The following is a 16,726-nucleotide window of genomic DNA, read 5'->3' on the forward strand; positions in this document are numbered from 1 at the left end:
AACTCAGCATAAAAAAGAGGGGTCCGCGGTTGGATCAAAGGCGTTAAAAACATCGTGTGTGGCGCGATTATAGCCGCGCTGCGTAAAAATTGCTGACGTTTCGGCTCTCGCGCATTTTTCTTCGTTGGTCCATTCTCAGTAGCATTGATTTTCCGGCATGCTGACCGCATGTTAGAAAGATTGCGTCGCGCCATTGCGCGCCACCCCCACTCCATGAAGAAAGGACTGCGCTTATGACCAATCCGTTACTCACCCCGTATACGCTACCGCCGTTTTCCGCGATCAAACCCGAGCATGTGGTGCCCGCGGTCACCGAAGCGCTGAACAACTGCCGTGCTGAAGTCGAACGCGTTGTCGCACAGGGTGCGCCTTACACTTGGGACAATTTAGTGCAGCCACTGGCAGAAGTGGATGACCTGCTCAGCCGTATTTTCTCGCCGGTGAGCCATCTCAACTCAGTGAAGAACAGCCCGGAACTGCGCGAAGCGTATGAGCAGACGCTGCCGCTGCTGTCTGAATACAGCACCTGGGTAGGACAGAATGAAGGCCTGTATCAGGCTTACCGTGATTTGAAACAGGGCGACAGCTATGCCGCGCTGGATCTTGCGCAGAAGAAAGCGGTAGATAACGCCCTGCGTGATTTCGAGCTGTCCGGCATCGGCCTCGATAAAGAGAAGCAGAAGCGCTATGGCGAAATCGCCGCGCGTCTGTCTGAACTGGGTTCGACCTACAGCAACAACGTGCTCGACGCCACCATGGGCTGGAGCAAGTTGATCACCGATGAAGCGGATCTGGCGGGCATGCCAGAAAGCACGCTGGCCGCCGCCAAGGCACAAGCCGAAGCCAAAGAGCAAGAGGGCTGGCTGCTGACGCTGGATATCCCTAGCTACCTGCCGGTGATGACCTATTGCGATAACGCCGCGCTGCGTGAAGAGATGTACCGCGCGTACTCTACCCGTGCATCCGATCAGGGTCCTAATGCCGGTAAATGGGATAACGGTCCGATCATGGCGGAAGAGCTGGCGCTGCGTCATGAACTGGCACAGCTGCTGGGCTTTGACTCCTTCGCACACAAATCACTGGCGACCAAAATGGCTGAGAACCCGGCGCAGGTGATCGACTTCCTGACCGACCTCGCCAAACGTGCGCGTCCGCAGGGTGAGAAAGAGTTAGCGCAACTGCGCGCCTTCGCCAAAAAAGAGTGCGGCGTTGACGAGATGAATCCGTGGGATCTCACCTACTACGGTGAGAAGCAGAAACAGCATCTCTACACCATCAGTGATGAGCAGCTTCGTCCGTACTTCCCGGAAGAGCGTGCGGTCAGCGGCCTGTTTGAAGTGGTGAAACGCATTTACGGTATCACCGCGAAAGAGCGTAAAGACGTTGATGTGTACCATCAAGACGTGCGTTTCTTCGACCTGTTTGATGAAAGCGGCGAGCTGCGTGGCAGCTTCTATCTTGATCTCTATGCGCGTGAGCACAAACGCGGCGGTGCCTGGATGGACGATTGCGTCGGCCAGATGCGTAAAGCCGACGGCAGCCTGCAAAAGCCGGTGGCCTATCTCACCTGTAACTTCAACCGTCCGGTACAGGGCAAGCCCGCGCTGTTCACCCACGATGAAGTCACCACGTTGTTCCACGAATTTGGTCACGGCCTGCACCACATGCTGACGCGCATCGAAGCGCCGGGCGTGTCGGGCATCAGCGGTGTGCCGTGGGATGCAGTCGAGCTGCCGAGCCAGTTTATGGAAAACTGGTGCTGGGAACCGGACGCGCTGGCGTTTATCTCTGGCCATTACGAGACCGGCGAACCGCTGCCGAAAGATTTGCTGGATAAGATGCTGGCGGCGAAGAACTATCAGGCGGCGCTGTTTATCCTGCGTCAGCTGGAGTTCGGCCTGTTCGACTTCCGCATGCACACCGAATTCAATCCAGAAAAAGGCGCGCAAATCCTCGAAACCCTGCGTGAAGTGAAGAAGCAGGTTGCCGTGGTGCCAAGCCCAGAATGGGGCCGTTTCCCGCATGCGTTTAGCCATGTGTTTGCCGGTGGTTATGCGGCGGGCTACTACAGCTATCTGTGGGCCGATGTGCTGGCGGCGGATGCTTACTCACGCTTTGAAGAAGAGGGCATTTTCAACCGTGAAACCGGTCAGTCGTTCCTCGACAACATCCTAACGCGCGGCGGTTCTGAAGAGCCAATGGAGCTGTTCAAACGCTTCCGTGGCCGTGAGCCGCAGCTGGATGCGATGCTGGAACACTACGGAATTCAGGGATAAGCCTGCTTGTGAATATCGGTTTAATCGATGAATCAGGCGCCGGAGACGGCGCCTTATTACATCTGGCGCAGCGCTGGGGTTTACAGCATGACGATCAGGCGCTGATGGCGCTGGTGCTGACGCCGGAGCGCCTCGAGCTGCGCAAGCTGGATGAGCCAAAACTGGGCGGCATCTTTGTGGATTTTGTCACCGGTGCGATGGCGCATCGCCGCAAGTTTGGCGGCGGTCGCGGCGAGGCGGTGGCGAAAGCGGTGGGCATAAAAGGCGGCTATCTGCCGGATGTGATCGATGCAACGGCGGGACTGGGGCGTGATGCCTTTGTGCTGGCGGCCCTGGGTTGTCGGGTGCGCATGCTGGAACGTCATCCGGTGGTCGCGGCTTTACTGGACGATGGTTTGCGCCGTGGTTATGCCGATGTGGAAATCGGTGGCTGGCTGCGTGAGCGGTTAACGTTACTGCATGTGGCGAGTCAGCAGGCATTGAGCGATATCACGCCCGCGCCGGATGTGGTGTACCTCGACCCGATGTATCCCCATCGTCAAAAGAGCGCGATGGTGAAGAAGGAAATGCGGGTATTTCAGTCGCTGGTGGGGCCCGATGAGGATGCCGATGCGCTGCTGGAACCCGCTCGCCGTCTGGCGAAGAAACGCATCGTGGTGAAACGTCCAGATTACGCACCGCCGTTAGCGGGTGTGGCAACGCAATCGGCGGTGGTGACCAAAAGCCATCGCTTTGATATCTACCCGCCATTGGTTTAAAAAAACAGGGCCAGCTTAGCTGGCCCTGTTGTTATTCGTCGTCTTCGTCGCGCAGCGGCACAATCAACATATCAATGTGCACGGTATTAATCAGCTGTCGCGCTGATGACATCAGCTTGCTCCAGAAATCCTGGTGGTGACCACAGACCACCAAATCCACATCATATTTCTTAATCGCATCCACCAGCACCTGGCCGAGATCGCCGCTGCCGCTCAGGGTTTCACTGATCGGATAACCGGCATTGGTCGATAACTCTTTCAACGCGGTGTGCGTCTCTTCAGAAATGCGTTTCTGCATGTCACCCAGATTGACGTCAATCAGCCCGGTGTAGAGGTCTGAGTAATTCACATCAACGTGGATCAGCGAGATTTTTGCATCGTATGGACGGGCCAGTGAAACGGCTTTATCAACCAGCAACTGGCTCTCTGGGGAAAGGTCTACTGCAATCAGGATGTGTTTATAAGCCATGATAAAACTCCTTCTCAAGATTCTGGGGCAACCTAAATTTCCGCCGCTCGGCGAGCGAAATCCTTTGCGCAAAACAGCGATGAAGCGCCACCAACCACAATTTATGCCCTGCAGGCGTTCTGTTGTTATGCCCTGAGTATAGCCAGAGTTGTTAACAAATGCTGCAATCCACGGCTCGCTTGTGAGGAAGATCAAGCGCTATCGTGATTTTCACTCGCGGTGAACGAAAATCATCGCTGGAAAAAAATTGAACAGATCTCCTACACTGAAAATGAGGGCCACTGCCGTTTGGGTGCCGCGCTCGGGTTGGCATAACAACAATGCAATTCGATTCATCTGTGGCTGGTTAATTTCCCGTGGGGCGTCTACAGCATTTCCCCGCTGCATTCGACGTCTTTGCGGCTCCAGCTGGGAGGGGAACATGATCAGCACTATCGCGCTTTTTTGGGCTCTGTGTGTGGTTTGTCTGGTGAATATGGCGCGTTATTTCTCTTCATTGCGCTCGTTATTGGCTGTACTGCGCGGTTGCGATCCGCTGCTGTATCAATATGTGGATGGGGCGGGATTTTTTACGTCTCATGGCCAGCCGAGTAAGCAGGTGCGGCTGGTGCGTTATATCTGGGATAAGCGCTATCGCGACCATCACGACGACGAATTCATTCGCCGCTGCGAACGCGTGCGCAGGCAATTTGTCTTGACCAGCGGGCTCTGTTTTGTGGTGGTGGTGAGCCTGATTGGCCTGGCGATCTGGCATTAATCAGCGGCAATAAAAAGGGCGACCTGTGATGAACAGTCGCCCTCTTGTTTGCCGATAACGGCTTAGATAATCTTCAGCGCGATCCAGTACAGCGAACCTGACAGCACAATACACACCGGCAGGGTGAAGACCCACGCCATGGCGATATTCTTGATGGTGCGGCTCTGCAATCCACCGCCATCCACCAGCATGGTACCGGCAACGGACGATGACAGGATATGCGTGGTCGATACTGGCATACCGGTGTAGCTGGCAACGCCAATCGACACCGCAGCGGTGACCTGCGCCGACATGCCCTGTGCATAGGTCATGCCTTTTTTACCGATCTTCTCGCCGATGGTGGTCGCCACACGACGCCAGCCAATCATGGTACCGATGCCCAGTGCTAACGCCACCGCCATGATGATCCAGATCGGTGCGTACTCTACGGTGCCCAGCAGATCGCCCTTCAGCTTGTTGAGGAAGCGCTTATCGTCTGGAGTGGTCTCTGGCAGTTTCGCGGCTTTATCCGCGGTGTCAGAAACGCACATCAGCAGGCGACGCATCTGGCTGCGCTGATCAACTGTCAGTTGATCGTAGCTGTTCAGATTAGTCAGCAGCACCTGCGCACGGTCAATCGCCTGCAGCGCGCGGCTGCTATCGCAATGGAACTCATGCGGCCCGCCCACAGCTTCTTCCGGTGAAGGTACCGCAGGCGGCGCCATCTGGATGATGTGGGTGAGTGAATCGCTATGCTGCTGGTAATACTGCTCCAGATGATTGACCGCATCGCGCGTACGCGTGATGTCATAACCCGAGGCGTTCATGTTGACCACGAAGCCAGCGGGTGCCACACCAATCAGCACTAACATAATCAGGCCAATGCCTTTCTGACCATCGTTAGCACCGTGGGAGTAGCTCACGCCAATCGCCGAGACGATCAAGGCAATACGCGTCCAGAACGGCGGCTTTTTCTTGCCATCGATCTTTTCACGGTCAGCTGGCGTCATATGGATACGCGAACGTTTTGGCGTGTTGCTCCAGTAACGGCGCAGAATGAAAATCAGCGAACCCGCAATCACCAGGCCAACAATCGGCGACAGAATCAGGGACAGGAAAATATTGATCACTTTCGGCAGGTTGAGCGCATCAACCACCGAGGTGCCGGTCATCAACGCATTGGTGAGACCAATACCGATAATCGCGCCAATCAATGTATGGGAGCTGGAGGCAGGCAAACCCAGATACCAGGTGCCCAGATTCCAGATGATCGCAGCCAGCAGCATGGAGAACACCATGGCGAGGCCGTGAGCGGAACCGACATTTAACAGCAAATCTGTTGGCAGCATATGCACGATGGCATACGCCACGCTCAAACCGCCCAGCAAAACGCCTAAGAAGTTGAAAACACCCGCCATCACAACCGCCAATTGCGCCCGCATCGCACGGGTGTAAATGACTGTAGCGACTGCGTTAGCAGTGTCATGGAAACCGTTGATTGCCTCATAGAACAATACGAACAGCAGAGCTAATACCAAAAACAGGCCGGTACTGAGGTCAAGACCAGCGAACAGATGTAGCATAAACGTTACGCCATTTTTTGGAGGACATGAACGCGGCGCATTATCTGCGACAACCCGCATGATGTGAAAGGAAAATATAGTCCCTTTTTGTCTTAAATTTGCCATTTGAATGACTTAATGGGACAAAAAGGCTGAAAAATAAGCGAGTTACAATATGACACATTTACGGCATTTTTTTGACGCTGGCGCGAAAAGCCGCAGATCTCTACAATCAGCGCCTTTCAATCATGTGGGTGAAGTGCTGTGGACAAGTTTGACGTTATCGTAATAGGTGCAGGCGCAGCCGGCATGTTCTGCGCCGCGCAGGCAGGACAGTTGGGTCGTCGGGTGCTGCTGCTGGATAACGGCAAAAAGGCGGGGCGTAAAATCCTGATGTCCGGTGGCGGCCGCTGCAACTTCACCAATATGCACACCGAACCGGCGGCGTATCTCTCGCATAATCCGCATTTCAGCAAGTCGGCGCTGGCGCGTTACACCCAGTGGGATTTCATCGATCTGGTGAATCGCCATAAAATTGCGTATCACGAGAAAACCCTTGGCCAGCTGTTCTGTGATGACTCGGCACAGCAGATCGTGGATCTGCTGTTAAAAGAGTGTGAGGCCGGGCAGGTGACGCTGCGCTTACGCAGTGAAGTGCTGAGCGTAACGCGTGATGAAAACGGCTACACGCTGCAACTGAATGGCTCTGAGGTACAGGCAGAGAAGCTGGTGATTGCCAGCGGTGGTTTGTCGATGCCAGGTCTGGGCGCAACGCCCTTCGGTTACAAAGTGGCTGAGCAGTTTGGTTTGAAAGTGTTCCCGACGCGCGCCGCGCTGGTGCCGTTCACGTTACACAAACCCCTGCTGGAACAGCTCAATACGCTGTCGGGCGTTGCTGTGCCCACCACCATCACCGCGCAGGACGGCACGCTGTTCAAAGAGGCGATGCTGTTTACTCATCGTGGCTTATCGGGCCCGGCGGTACTGCAAATCTCCAGCTACTGGCAGCCAGGTGAATTCGTCACCATCAACCTGTCGCCGGAAACCTCACTGGATGATTTCATCAACGTGCAGCGTGAGGCGCATCCTAATCTCAGCCTGAGAAACAGTCTGGCGAAAATCTTGCCGAAACGACTGGTGGAAATCTTGCAGGAGCTGAAGCAGATTCCGGACGTCACGCTGAAGCAACTCAACAGCAAGCAGCAGGGCGAGGTCGTGACCACGCTGCATCAGTGGCGAGTGCAGCCGAATGGCACCGAAGGCTATCGTACCGCCGAAGTGACCCTCGGCGGCGTCGATACCACGCAGCTGTCGTCAAAAACCATGGAAGCGCGTGACGTGCCCGGTTTGTACTTTATTGGCGAAGTGGTGGATGTCACCGGCTGGCTCGGCGGCTATAACTTCCAGTGGGCGTGGAGTTCGGCCTGGGCGTGCGCACAGGCGCTGTAAGTTATCCGGTCGCCATGAATGGCGACGCTACAGGGTTAATGCGCGAATCAGCGTAATGGCCTCGCTACAACCCAAATATGCGGTTTATCGTAGGGTGCGCATTCATGCGCACCTGGAATTACCGAGCGGCTTTGCCCGCTAACGTCGCGGCGGGGATGGGCGTGCTCGGGTTATCTTGCAGCAGCACCTGTCCCAGGAGACTGTCACTGTTCACCACGCCATATTTCAGGTTGGTATCCAGATATTTACGGTCAAACCCGGTGAGTTTGGTCAGCGGCGGCAGTACCTGCGGCAGGCGATCCACCATCAGCATGCGGCTGAGTTTCACCGGACGCCATTCGCTCAGGCTTTGATAAAGCAGCGCGCTGGCTTCACATTTGCGCAGGAAAAGTTGTACTGATTGTTCTCCCGCAGCGCCTGCTGCTGCGCAATATACACCACCAGATAATCCGGCGGCGTAATGCCCTGGACGATAGTGTCGTAATCCGGCAGCGCCAGCAGTCGTTGGAAAAAAGCCTCGGCACCGATCTCGATAATCGGTCGGAAGTAATGCAACCAGCGGCCAATGAACGCATTATTTTTCGGTGCGGCGAGGAACCAGGATTCAATCACGGGATAGGCTTTATCCCGCGTGGAGCCATCACGGTAGAAGGCGATCAGGTCGTAGCGATCGTCCACATTCACTGCCAGCAGCTCATCCATCGGGCGATTCAGAATAATGGTGGCATCCATCCAGATTCCGCCATAGCGATGCAGCAGTTCCAGTCTGATCACGTCACTTTTGTGTGAAGGGCGCATGTCTGCGTGCACAAAGCGCAGGTCCGGCAGATAGTCTTTGATATTCAGATTATTGATGACGGTCAGTGAGTAGCCGGGGTTTTCGCGCACAATCTTATCAACAAAGATTTGGACTTCAGCAGGCAGCGTTTCACTTTCCCAGTACATCCAGATTTGACGCGGGATCGCCGCCGGGGCATTTTGCCGCGCCAGCAAATTAATATCCTGCTCGGCTAATGGGGTGTAATCAGGCAGCTGTTTGCGTGCCATCAGCTTTTTTTCCGCTAATAGGCCCAATGAAACCAAATGGGTTTTGAATTTATTCTTCTGCATGTGTTGTCCTGTAACCCGATCGTCAGCTATCCCAGCTTTTGCCGCAAATTGAGGCGAAAACTGGCCCTGAAACAGCTGGCGTAATGAGGCACTAATGGCCCGAAAAGTGGCTCAAAATTAACAAACAGCGCCGATCCGCTCAATAAATAAACGCCGAAAACGCAACTTTAAGAGAATACGCAGGCTGGGTTCGCCAGTCATGCTGCTGATGCAGGCGTTTAGCGGCTGTTGAGCGTTGAATCTGTTAAGATCGCCGCGTTTTTTCCTAATTGGCTTACGACTCCATGCTCAAACTCAAATTCCTGCTGCCTGTGCTTATCGTCATCAGTGCGGTTGTCTGGTGGCTGATGCCGCACTACAGCGACGAAGACAAAGGCTACTACATCGCCATGTTTTGTACTCTGACCCATGATGGGCGGGATAACACGCCGCAGGCGATGCAGCAGATTATCGAAGGCAGCAATTCCGATTACGCATTGCAGAAAATCCATTTCCAGTCGGGTCTTGCAGACCATCTGCAAACGGTGTGGCAGGATTTGTCGCCGCAACAGCAGCAACAGGCGCGGCAAGAGAGCCTCTCCTGCCGCCGCGTGATGTCCGAGAAATTGCTGCCGGGTAAAGTGGTGCAGTAATCAGTGCACCGGCAGCGCTAAGACCGCGTCGGTGGTTTTGATCTCGGCAAAGACGTCAGCTACAGCGGCCAAAGCGCTCTGCTGCAGCATCTTGTGATCGACCACGTTATTGTCCCAAGTGGCCAAATCGCGGGTTGCCGTGGCATCCTCCGGGATAATCACGGCGTAACCGAGCGGCACGGCATCACGCGCGGTCGAAGAGACGCACATATGTGTCATCAGGCCGGTAACAATCAACTGCTTGATGCCGAGTGCATCCAACTGCTGTTGCAGATCGGTACCCACGAAAGAGCTTGGTGTGGCTTTGGTAATGACGCGGTCATTTTTACCCGGCTGTAAATCCTTATGGAATTCGGCAAAGCGACTGCCTTGGGCGAACAGTGGGCCATCCGCCGCGCCCAGATGCTGCACGAAGAACACCGGCATGCCATTTTTATGGGCGAACTCAACAATACGTTTGCTGTTTTGCAGCGCTTGCATGCCATCCGGGATTGGCATCTTGCCGCCAGGGAAGTATTCATTCTGAATATCAATGACGATCACCGCCGTTTCCTTCGCCGTGAGTTGGGTGGTGGCCGTTGCGCCACTCATTGTGCGAATGGTTGGCGCGCTGTTAGCCCGACGTTCTTCAGCAAAGGCATTGCCGGAAATGGCCATTGCCAACGCTAAGGTTCCTGAAGCAATAATGTTTTTCATCGATAATAATCCTGGGTCATTAAGAAGTCAGGGTGACTTCCGATGCCCAGCAGTATGGCGATTTAACCGACAGTGAAGGAGTACAGCGGATGACAAAAAACGTTCACTTTGCGCCAAAAACCGCACACACCGATGCACCGATCAAAGTGGGTGTGGTGGTGTTTGACGACATCATTCCGTTTCATCTCTCCGTGCCCTGTGCGGTGTTTGAGAAAGCGGAGAACGCAGAGGGCCGCGCGTTTTACCAGTTGATGATCTGCGCTACCCATCCCGGGCTGCTGAAAACCAACAGTGGATTCTCGATTGTGGCAGAACATGGGCTCGAGCAACTGGCGCAAGCCGATATGGTGGTGGTGCCGAGCTGGAGCGATCCGGCAGTGGCTCCGCCAGCGGAGCTGATTGCCGCGTTGCAACAGGCAGCGCAGCGCGGAGCGCAGATCGTTGGCCTGTGTCTGGGTTCATTTGTGCTGGGTGCGGCCGGATTGCTGCATCAGCAGCGCGCCACCACGCACTGGCGCTGGATGAGCGATTTTGAACGGCTCTATCCGGATGTCACGATTGATCGTGATGTGTTGTATATCGACGAAGGGCAGATTGTGACCTCAGCGGGCACTGCGGCGAGCATTGATTGCTGTCTGCATCTGGTGCGTGAACAGTGTGGCGTGGATGTGGCGAATAGCGTGGCGCGCATGCTGGTGGTGCCACCGCATCGTCAGGGGGGACAGGCGCAATATATTGAGCAGCCGGTTTATCACTCAGCGGGTAACGATCGCTTTATGTCGGCACTCAACTGGGCGACGGAAAATCTGCAACAGGCACTCACGCTAGAGCAGCTGGCAGATAGAGCGTTGATGAGCCGCCGCAGTTTTACCCGACGGTTTAATCAAACCACGGGCAGCTGCTTTAGTGAGTGGCTGGTGAATCAGCGTCTGGCGCTGGCACAGCGTTTTTTGGAAAAAACCGATCAACCCGTGGAATTGATTGCGGAAAAAGCCGGATTCTCTTCACCGTTAATGTTACGTCGCCATTTTAAAAAACATCTAAATACATCACCGCTGCTCTATCGCAAAACATTTCGCGGCCGTCTTTAACCACCCGCTTTTACGTCGTTTGCGCAGACGTGTGAAACGCGAATTTTGCTGAAGATAAAAAAGAGATAAGAAAAATAATCCCGCAGTTTATTAACGCATAACACAATCAATCCGCGATGGAAATTTTCCACTGCGCAGTGTCGGTACGCGGACTTCAATATCTTGCTCACTGCTGTTAAATTCCTGCTTGCGGCAAATCGCACAAGGATCTGAGCTTTCCAGTAATTGCTGCTGAGCTTCGAAGCCTAACTGACGCTTACGGCAGGAGAGCGGCGTGCAGCCCATCAGCTGCTTAAAGGAGCGGGTGAACGACTGCTGGCTTTCAAAATGGTATTTTACTGCCAGACTGATTATCGGCGCATTGCTGTATTTCAACTCGCGGATACAGCAAACCAGTTTCTTTTTACGGATATAACGCGCCAGCGTTTCATTATGATAGCGGGCGAATAGTTTCTGTAAATACCATTTTGAATAACCAGACTTCACGGCAATATCATCAACACTCAAACGCTGATCCAGATTGTCCATAATCCATTTGGTCACCGAATCAATAACCCCTTCGTTGTATTTTTTCTGCATCGTTGTGGTCCTCCATTAACTTGATACAGTGTAAAATAATTAATCTTTCCAATCATCCGATTAACGTAAAGTTTTATAAGGAATTGGCTGTTTTATTATTTGTCATCAAGACTGGTCTTGCATTTAGTGAAAATAAAGCCGTTTATGTTGAGCGGGTGTTGAATATTTGGCGTAACCACTCGCGTTATTTTTAACTCAAATTCCCCATCGCTTTGTCGCGCTTAACAGTCTGAAAAAGGGCCGCTGCTGGCACACCTCATCAATACGCTATGGCGGAAAACATGCCAGACTGGTGGTTTTTATTCGCTCAGGAGAAGTAGGTATGGCTTTTCGTTTCCCGGTAAAACAGTCACTTGCCGTGATGGTGGCTTCACTGTCATTGCTCACTGCGGCCCCTGCATTCGCGGCTAACGTGTATGGCGAGCAGCTGGAAGGTTTTCAGTATCCGTATTCCCTTGCGCATTTTAATTTCTCTTCTCAGCAGCAATCTCTCAGCATGGGTTACATGGATATCAAACCCGCACAGCAGGCAAATGGCCAAACGGTGGTACTGCTGCACGGCAAGAACTTCTGCGGCGCAACCTGGGAAGACACCATCAAGGCCTTAAGCCAGCAAGGATACCGCGTGATTGCGCCAGACCAGATTGGCTTCTGCAGCTCGACAAAACCGGCGAACTATCAATACAGCTTCCAGCAGTTGGCGCTGAATACGCATCAATTGCTGCAGCATCTCGGCGTTGATAAGGCGGTAATTGTCGGCCACTCGACCGGTGGTATGCTAGCCACGCGTTATGCGCTGATGTACCCGCAGCAGACGCAGAAACTGGTGCTGGTGAACCCCATTGGACTGGAGGACTGGAAAGCCAAAGGCGCGCCGTGGCGTTCGGTAGATCAGTGGTATCAGCGCGAGCTTAAGCTCAACGCGGCGGGCATTAAAAAGTACGAGCAAACCACTTACTACAGTGGTCAGTGGAAGCCAGAGTACGATAAATGGGTGGACATGCTGGCGGGTCTGAACAGCGGACCAGGCCACAAGAAGGTGGCGTGGAACTCAGCGCTGATTTACGACATGATTTTCACCCAGCCGGTGTATTACGAATTTAAAGACCTGCAGGTACCGACCACGTTGATGATTGGCACTGCGGATACCACGGCGATTGGCAGTGATATCGCGCCGCCAGCTGTAAAAGCTCAGTTAGGGCATTACAACGTGTTGGGCAAACAGGTGGCGAAGATGATTCCAGGTGCACATTTGATTGAATTCCCCGGCCTGGGACACGCACCGCAAATGGAAGAGCCGCAGAAATTCAATCAAACGTTGCTCAGCGATCTGGCGCGCCCGTTATAAATTGCAGCGGCCGTTGAGGGCCGTATCCTGCGAGGTAAGGGCGCATGACGCGCCCTAAACTAGCGAGCCAGCTGCTTTTTACCGTTTTTGGCTTGGTACATGCGTGCATCGCTGCCTTCGAGCAACTGCTCCAGCGAGAGCGGATGGTCAGGATCAAACTCTACCACTCCCGATGAGAAGTGCAGTGCGTAACGGCGATCCAGATCCTGGGTTTGCTGCTGCAGGAAACGATCGAAGCGCGCCAACACGCCTTCGGCATCGGCCTGTTGTAAGCCGTTAAACAGCACCACAAACTCATCACCGCCCAGGCGCGCAAAGATATCGGCGTGGCGGAAACTCACTTTCATGGCGTTGGCAAAATCCATCAGCGCGCGGTCGCCTTCGCGGTGGCCCAACGTATCGTTGATGACTTTAAACCGATCGAGGTCGAGGAAGGTGAGGCTGGCCGGCTGCTGTTTCGCCTGACACTCGTTGAGTGCAAGCTGGCCCAGCGTCATAAAGCCACGACGGTTGGTGATTTGCGTCAGTTCATCTGACGTTGCGGTCTGGAATGCCACCAGCTCGGCTTCTGCCATTGCCGCCAAATCACGCAGCGTATGCATATCGTCATCATTAAACTCGCGAGCATGATGATCAACGATGCACAGCGTGCCGACTTTGGCACCCGAAGGCGTACGCAGCGGACAGCCGGCATAGAAACGCACCGGGCATTCTGAGGTATTCACTAACGGATTATCGTGGAAGCGCTCATCTTCGAGGGCGTTCTCCACCACCATCACGTCATCTTGCAAGATGGCGTGGCCGCAGAACGAAGTGTTGCGGGGTGCGGTTGCCGCACTGGGCCCGGCGATAGATTTGAACCACTGATGGTCCTCCTCCAGCAGGCTAACCAGCGCCACCGGCACGCCGAACAGACGTCGGGCAAGGCGGGTCAAACGGTCAAAACGCTCTTCTGCAGGCGTGTGCAGAATGTTGAGCGCACGTAACTGGTTCAGACGATGTGACTCGTCCGCAGGCAGTGCAGGTGCTTTCATCGCGTTACTCTTTATTTTGAATTATTCGGGTACAACATCACTGGTGTTTAGGTGCCACGAAGGCATAAAGCGCCTGGCAGCAGTAGCGATATCCACTGCCAAGCGTAACGGATATCAGAGCACTTTTTGCTCGGCGAGATCAAGGGCAAAATAGCTGAAAATCAGGTCGGCACCGGCACGTTTAATCGCGCCAAGGCTTTCCAGAACCACATTACGTTCGTCGATGGCACCCGCCTGCGCCGCGAATTTTATCATCGCGTATTCACCGCTCACCTGGTACGCAGCCAGCGGCAGAGTAGTGCGCTCGCGGATATCACGCAGGATATCGAGGTAGGCACCAGCCGGTTTCACCATCAGTGAATCGGCCCCTTCTGCTTCATCGATCAATGACTCGCGAATCGCTTCACGACGGTTCATCGGATTCATCTGATAAGTTTTACGATCGCCTTTCAACGCCGTTCCCGCTGCTTCACGGAACGGGCCGTAATACGATGAAGCGAACTTAGTGGAGTAAGACATGATGGCGGTATCGGTGAAGCCTGCCGCATCCAATGCCTGACGAATCGCTTTGACCTGACCATCCATCGCAGCGGAAGGCGCGATGAAGTCGGCACCGGCTTGAGCTGCCACCACGGCCTGTTTGCCGAGGTTAATCAGCGTCTGGTCATTGTCTACGCCGTGATCGCACAGCACGCCGCAGTGGCCGTGGCTGGTGTATTCACAGAAGCAGGTGTCAGACATCACGATCATTTCTGGCACGGTGTCTTTGCAGATGCGCGACATACGCGCCACCAGGCCATTCTCATTCCACGCATCGCTGCCGGTGGCATCGGTGTGGTGAGAAATACCAAAGGTCATGACGGAACGAATACCGGCTTTAGCGATGCGCTCAATTTCATACGCCAGACGTTTTTCTGGAATACGCATCACACCTGGCATGGCGTTAATCGGCACGTAATCATCCACACCTTCTTCAACGAAGATCGGCAGGGCCAAATCGTTCAGGCTAAGGTGGGATTCCTGGAACATTTCACGCATTGACGCGCTTTTGCGCAGTCTTCTGGGACGCTGGATAAGATTGAATTCAGACATGCTCGTACAACTTATGCTGGTGAAAAAAGTGGCGACAGTTTACCCCTTTTCGCCAACGGGGATGAAGGATTGTGTGCGGAAACGAAAACTCCCGCCGGGCGGCGGGAGTGGGAGAAGACTACTCGTTGATGTCCGGATGCTGCTGCACCAGGTTTTTACGTTTCGCCTCTAGCTTGGCGATCTCACCATCAATATCTTCGATTTTCTGCTCAATATTGTCGTGATGTTCCTGCAGGATTTCACGCGCTTCTTCAATATCCGAAGCCGCTGGAGTCGCACCGCGCAGCGGCTTGTTGGCGGTCTCTTTCATGTAGACACCGGTGATCAAACCAATCACCGCCACCACCATCAGGTAGTAAGCCGGCATATACAGATTGTTGGTTGTCTCAACCAGCCACGCGGCAAAGGTCGGCGTTAAACCGGCCACCAGCACTGAGATATTAAAGGCGCTCGCCAGTGCACTGTAACGGATGTGCGTTGGGAACATCGCCGGCAGTGAAGATGCCATCACACCGGTAAAGGCGTTGAGGATCACCGCCAGTAGCAGCAGACCGCCAAAAATCAGACCCAGCACGCCGCTGTTGATCAGCATAAACGCCGGAATCGAGAAGATGAACAGCGCGATGCTACCGATGATGATAAACGGACGACGACCAAAGCGGTCACTCAGCATGCCCATTACCGGCTGCACAAACAGCATACCCATCATGATGGCGATAATAATCAGCACGCCGTGGTCTTCAGAGTAGTGCAGGTTGTGTGACAGATAGCTCGGCATGTAGGTCAGCAGCATGTAGTAGGTCACGTTGGTGGCAATCACCAGACCGATACAGGCCAACAGACTCTTCCAGTGCTTAGTGGCGATCTCTTTGAACGACACTTTCGGACCGTCACGCAGGCCTTCGCGATCGCCTTGCTCCAGCTTCTCAACGTGCTGCTGGAATGCCGGTGTTTCTTCCAACGCATGACGCAGATACAGGCCAATCAGACCCAATGGCAGCGCGAGGAAGAACGGCAGACGCCAGCCCCATTCAAGGAACTTCGCTTCACCAATCACGGTGGAAATCAGCACCACGATACCCGCACCGAGCACGAAGCCCGCGATGGAGCCGAAGTCGAGCCAGCTGCCCATAAAGCCACGCTTTCGGTCTGGCGAGTATTCCGCGACAAAGATCGATGCCCCGGTATATTCACCGCCGACGGAGAAGCCCTGCGCCATTTTCGCCAGCAGCAGCAGAATCGGTGCCCAGATGCCGATGGTGGCATAGGAGGGTATCAGGCCGATACAGAAGGTACTGATCGACATGATGACAATGGTGATGGAAAGGATTTTCTGACGACCGTATTTGTCGCCGAGCATGCCAAAGAACAGACCGCCAAGTGGGCGGATCAGGAAGGGAACGGAGAACGTACCCAGTGCAGCAATCATCTGAACGCTTGGCGATGCATCCGGGAAGAACACTTTACCCAGCGCATAAGCCACAAAGCCATAAACACCGAAATCAAACCACTCCATCGCGTTGCCCAGAGACGCGGCGGTAATGGCTTTTCGTAAACGGGCGTCATCGATAATCGTGACGTCATCCAGTCCGATAGGTTTTACACGCTTCCTACGTAATTTCATGAAGTAACCCTGTATTGGAATTCGAAAAATCCTCAACGCTGCAGACTACATTTTGGCAGCCAGTCCGCGGCGTTGAGAAGATTTAAGCATAGCCGTGAAAAGCGATTTTATCCGGCGTCGCTACGGTAATAATTAGGGGCGAAATGATTACGCCCCGCGACAGAGTATACCGATTTAGTGTGATATTTGTCATGTTTCCGCTAATAACGGGCCATTTCATGGCTAAAACTCTGGCAGCTATGCAAAGACTATGCAGTTAATCACGCCCCG

17 protein-coding genes are annotated in these 16,726 nt (G+C 54.0%); 7 read left to right on the plus strand and 10 right to left on the minus strand.

The window, feature by feature from the left end:
- Nucleotides 1-194 (minus strand): hypothetical protein (locus HA45_RS27660; protein ID WP_211280911.1); only part of this gene is annotated, 194 nt, incomplete at its 3' end.
- Between the two features lie 39 nt (nt 195-233).
- Here HA45_RS27660 and prlC point away from each other — a divergent pair.
- Together prlC and rsmJ are read left to right on the plus strand one after the other, a co-directional pair.
- The gene (gene prlC / locus HA45_RS16610; RefSeq protein WP_100701853.1) at nt 234-2,276 is read left to right on the plus strand and encodes an oligopeptidase A; all 2,043 of its coding nucleotides are present in this window, start codon (nt 234-236) and stop codon (nt 2,274-2,276) included.
- A gap of 8 nt (nt 2,277-2,284) precedes the next feature.
- Complete coding sequence (gene rsmJ, locus HA45_RS16615) at nt 2,285-3,034, plus strand: 16S rRNA (guanine(1516)-N(2))-methyltransferase RsmJ (RefSeq protein ID WP_100701852.1); 750 nt, start codon at nt 2,285-2,287, stop codon at nt 3,032-3,034.
- A 31-nt stretch (nt 3,035-3,065) separates the two neighbouring features.
- Here rsmJ and uspA read toward each other — a convergent pair whose 3' ends face one another.
- Nucleotides 3,066-3,503 carry a universal stress protein UspA gene (uspA, locus tag HA45_RS16620; RefSeq protein ID WP_100701851.1) on the minus strand — a complete coding sequence of 146 codons (438 nt, stop codon included), beginning with the start codon at nt 3,501-3,503 and terminating at the stop codon, nt 3,066-3,068.
- Between the two features lie 421 nt (nt 3,504-3,924).
- Between uspA and uspB the strand changes: the two genes are divergently transcribed.
- Nucleotides 3,925-4,260: a universal stress protein UspB gene (gene uspB / locus HA45_RS16625; protein WP_100701850.1), complete on the plus strand. Its 336-nt coding sequence runs from the start codon at nt 3,925-3,927 to the stop codon at nt 4,258-4,260.
- Between the two features lie 62 nt (nt 4,261-4,322).
- Here uspB and pitA read toward each other — a convergent pair whose 3' ends face one another.
- Complete coding sequence (gene pitA, locus HA45_RS16630) at nt 4,323-5,822, minus strand: inorganic phosphate transporter PitA (protein WP_100701849.1); 1,500 nt, start codon at nt 5,820-5,822, stop codon at nt 4,323-4,325.
- 243 nt (nt 5,823-6,065) lie between these two features.
- Between pitA and HA45_RS16635 the strand changes: the two genes are divergently transcribed.
- Entirely contained in the window at nt 6,066-7,250 is a 1,185-nt protein-coding gene (locus HA45_RS16635) for a BaiN/RdsA family NAD(P)/FAD-dependent oxidoreductase (RefSeq protein WP_100701848.1), read from the plus strand.
- Nucleotides 7,251-7,368: 118 nt separating this feature from the next.
- Here HA45_RS16635 and HA45_RS28270 read toward each other — a convergent pair whose 3' ends face one another.
- Together HA45_RS28270 and HA45_RS16640 are read right to left on the minus strand one after the other, a co-directional pair.
- Nucleotides 7,369-7,578, minus strand: coding sequence for a hypothetical protein (locus HA45_RS28270; RefSeq protein ID WP_244563464.1), 210 nt, complete (start codon nt 7,576-7,578; stop codon nt 7,369-7,371).
- Nucleotides 7,579-7,592: 14 nt separating this feature from the next.
- Nucleotides 7,593-8,360, minus strand: coding sequence for a glycosyltransferase family 32 protein (locus tag HA45_RS16640; RefSeq protein ID WP_244563465.1), 768 nt, complete (start codon nt 8,358-8,360; stop codon nt 7,593-7,595).
- A 284-nt stretch (nt 8,361-8,644) separates the two neighbouring features.
- Here HA45_RS16640 and HA45_RS16645 point away from each other — a divergent pair, with 284 nt between their 5' ends.
- A complete protein-coding gene (locus HA45_RS16645; protein WP_100701846.1) occupies nt 8,645-8,992 on the plus strand; it encodes a hypothetical protein in 348 nt (115 codons plus the stop codon).
- Here the strand turns inward: HA45_RS16645 and HA45_RS16650 are convergent, their stop codons facing one another.
- Nucleotides 8,993-9,688: a cysteine hydrolase family protein gene (locus tag HA45_RS16650; protein ID WP_100701845.1), complete on the minus strand. Its 696-nt coding sequence runs from the start codon at nt 9,686-9,688 to the stop codon at nt 8,993-8,995.
- Nucleotides 9,689-9,777: 89 nt separating this feature from the next.
- Here HA45_RS16650 and HA45_RS16655 point away from each other — a divergent pair, with 89 nt between their 5' ends.
- Nucleotides 9,778-10,779 (plus strand): GlxA family transcriptional regulator, encoded by a 1,002-nt coding sequence (locus tag HA45_RS16655; RefSeq protein ID WP_100701844.1) that lies wholly within the window; start codon nt 9,778-9,780, stop codon nt 10,777-10,779.
- A gap of 90 nt (nt 10,780-10,869) precedes the next feature.
- On the opposite strand, the gene HA45_RS16660 is transcribed toward HA45_RS16655, so the two are convergent.
- Nucleotides 10,870-11,358 carry a helix-turn-helix domain-containing protein gene (locus HA45_RS16660; protein ID WP_100701843.1) on the minus strand — a complete coding sequence of 163 codons (489 nt, stop codon included), beginning with the start codon at nt 11,356-11,358 and terminating at the stop codon, nt 10,870-10,872.
- Between the two features lie 322 nt (nt 11,359-11,680).
- Here HA45_RS16660 and HA45_RS16665 point away from each other — a divergent pair, with 322 nt between their 5' ends.
- Nucleotides 11,681-12,706: an alpha/beta fold hydrolase gene (locus HA45_RS16665; protein WP_100701842.1), complete on the plus strand. Its 1,026-nt coding sequence runs from the start codon at nt 11,681-11,683 to the stop codon at nt 12,704-12,706.
- A 59-nt stretch (nt 12,707-12,765) separates the two neighbouring features.
- Here the strand turns inward: HA45_RS16665 and HA45_RS16670 are convergent, their stop codons facing one another.
- From HA45_RS16670 to proP, 3 genes are all read right to left on the minus strand, one after another.
- Complete coding sequence (locus HA45_RS16670) at nt 12,766-13,740, minus strand: sensor domain-containing diguanylate cyclase (protein ID WP_100701841.1); 975 nt, start codon at nt 13,738-13,740, stop codon at nt 12,766-12,768.
- 114 nt (nt 13,741-13,854) lie between these two features.
- Nucleotides 13,855-14,832 (minus strand): porphobilinogen synthase, encoded by a 978-nt coding sequence (gene hemB / locus HA45_RS16675; protein WP_100701840.1) that lies wholly within the window; start codon nt 14,830-14,832, stop codon nt 13,855-13,857.
- A gap of 118 nt (nt 14,833-14,950) precedes the next feature.
- A complete protein-coding gene (gene proP / locus HA45_RS16680) occupies nt 14,951-16,456 on the minus strand; it encodes a glycine betaine/L-proline transporter ProP (RefSeq protein WP_100701839.1) in 1,506 nt (501 codons plus the stop codon).
- Between the last annotated feature and the right edge of the window lie 270 nt (nt 16,457-16,726).

It is taken from the genome of Pantoea rodasii, assembly GCF_002095465.1.
GTDB classification, from domain to species: domain Bacteria; phylum Pseudomonadota; class Gammaproteobacteria; order Enterobacterales; family Enterobacteriaceae; genus Pantoea; species Pantoea rodasii.

What these genes read in the sequence shown, in the direction of transcription:
- prlC (WP_100701853.1), top strand. Translation starts at nt 234, where the DNA reads ATGACCAATCCGTTACTCACCCCGTATACGCTACCGCCGTTTTCCGCG.
- uspA (WP_100701851.1), bottom strand. Translation starts at nt 3,503, where the DNA reads ATGGCTTATAAACACATCCTGATTGCAGTAGACCTTTCCCCAGAGAGC.
- uspB (WP_100701850.1), top strand. Translation starts at nt 3,925, where the DNA reads ATGATCAGCACTATCGCGCTTTTTTGGGCTCTGTGTGTGGTTTGTCTG.
- pitA (WP_100701849.1), bottom strand. Translation starts at nt 5,822, where the DNA reads ATGCTACATCTGTTCGCTGGTCTTGACCTCAGTACCGGCCTGTTTTTG.
- HA45_RS16640 (WP_244563465.1), bottom strand. Translation starts at nt 8,360, where the DNA reads ATGCAGAAGAATAAATTCAAAACCCATTTGGTTTCATTGGGCCTATTA.
- HA45_RS16645 (WP_100701846.1), top strand. Translation starts at nt 8,645, where the DNA reads ATGCTCAAACTCAAATTCCTGCTGCCTGTGCTTATCGTCATCAGTGCG.
- HA45_RS16650 (WP_100701845.1), bottom strand. Translation starts at nt 9,688, where the DNA reads ATGAAAAACATTATTGCTTCAGGAACCTTAGCGTTGGCAATGGCCATT.
- HA45_RS16655 (WP_100701844.1), top strand. Translation starts at nt 9,778, where the DNA reads ATGACAAAAAACGTTCACTTTGCGCCAAAAACCGCACACACCGATGCA.
- HA45_RS16660 (WP_100701843.1), bottom strand. Translation starts at nt 11,358, where the DNA reads ATGCAGAAAAAATACAACGAAGGGGTTATTGATTCGGTGACCAAATGG.
- HA45_RS16665 (WP_100701842.1), top strand. Translation starts at nt 11,681, where the DNA reads ATGGCTTTTCGTTTCCCGGTAAAACAGTCACTTGCCGTGATGGTGGCT.
- HA45_RS16670 (WP_100701841.1), bottom strand. Translation starts at nt 13,740, where the DNA reads ATGAAAGCACCTGCACTGCCTGCGGACGAGTCACATCGTCTGAACCAG.
- hemB (WP_100701840.1), bottom strand. Translation starts at nt 14,832, where the DNA reads ATGTCTGAATTCAATCTTATCCAGCGTCCCAGAAGACTGCGCAAAAGC.
- proP (WP_100701839.1), bottom strand. Translation starts at nt 16,456, where the DNA reads ATGAAATTACGTAGGAAGCGTGTAAAACCTATCGGACTGGATGACGTC.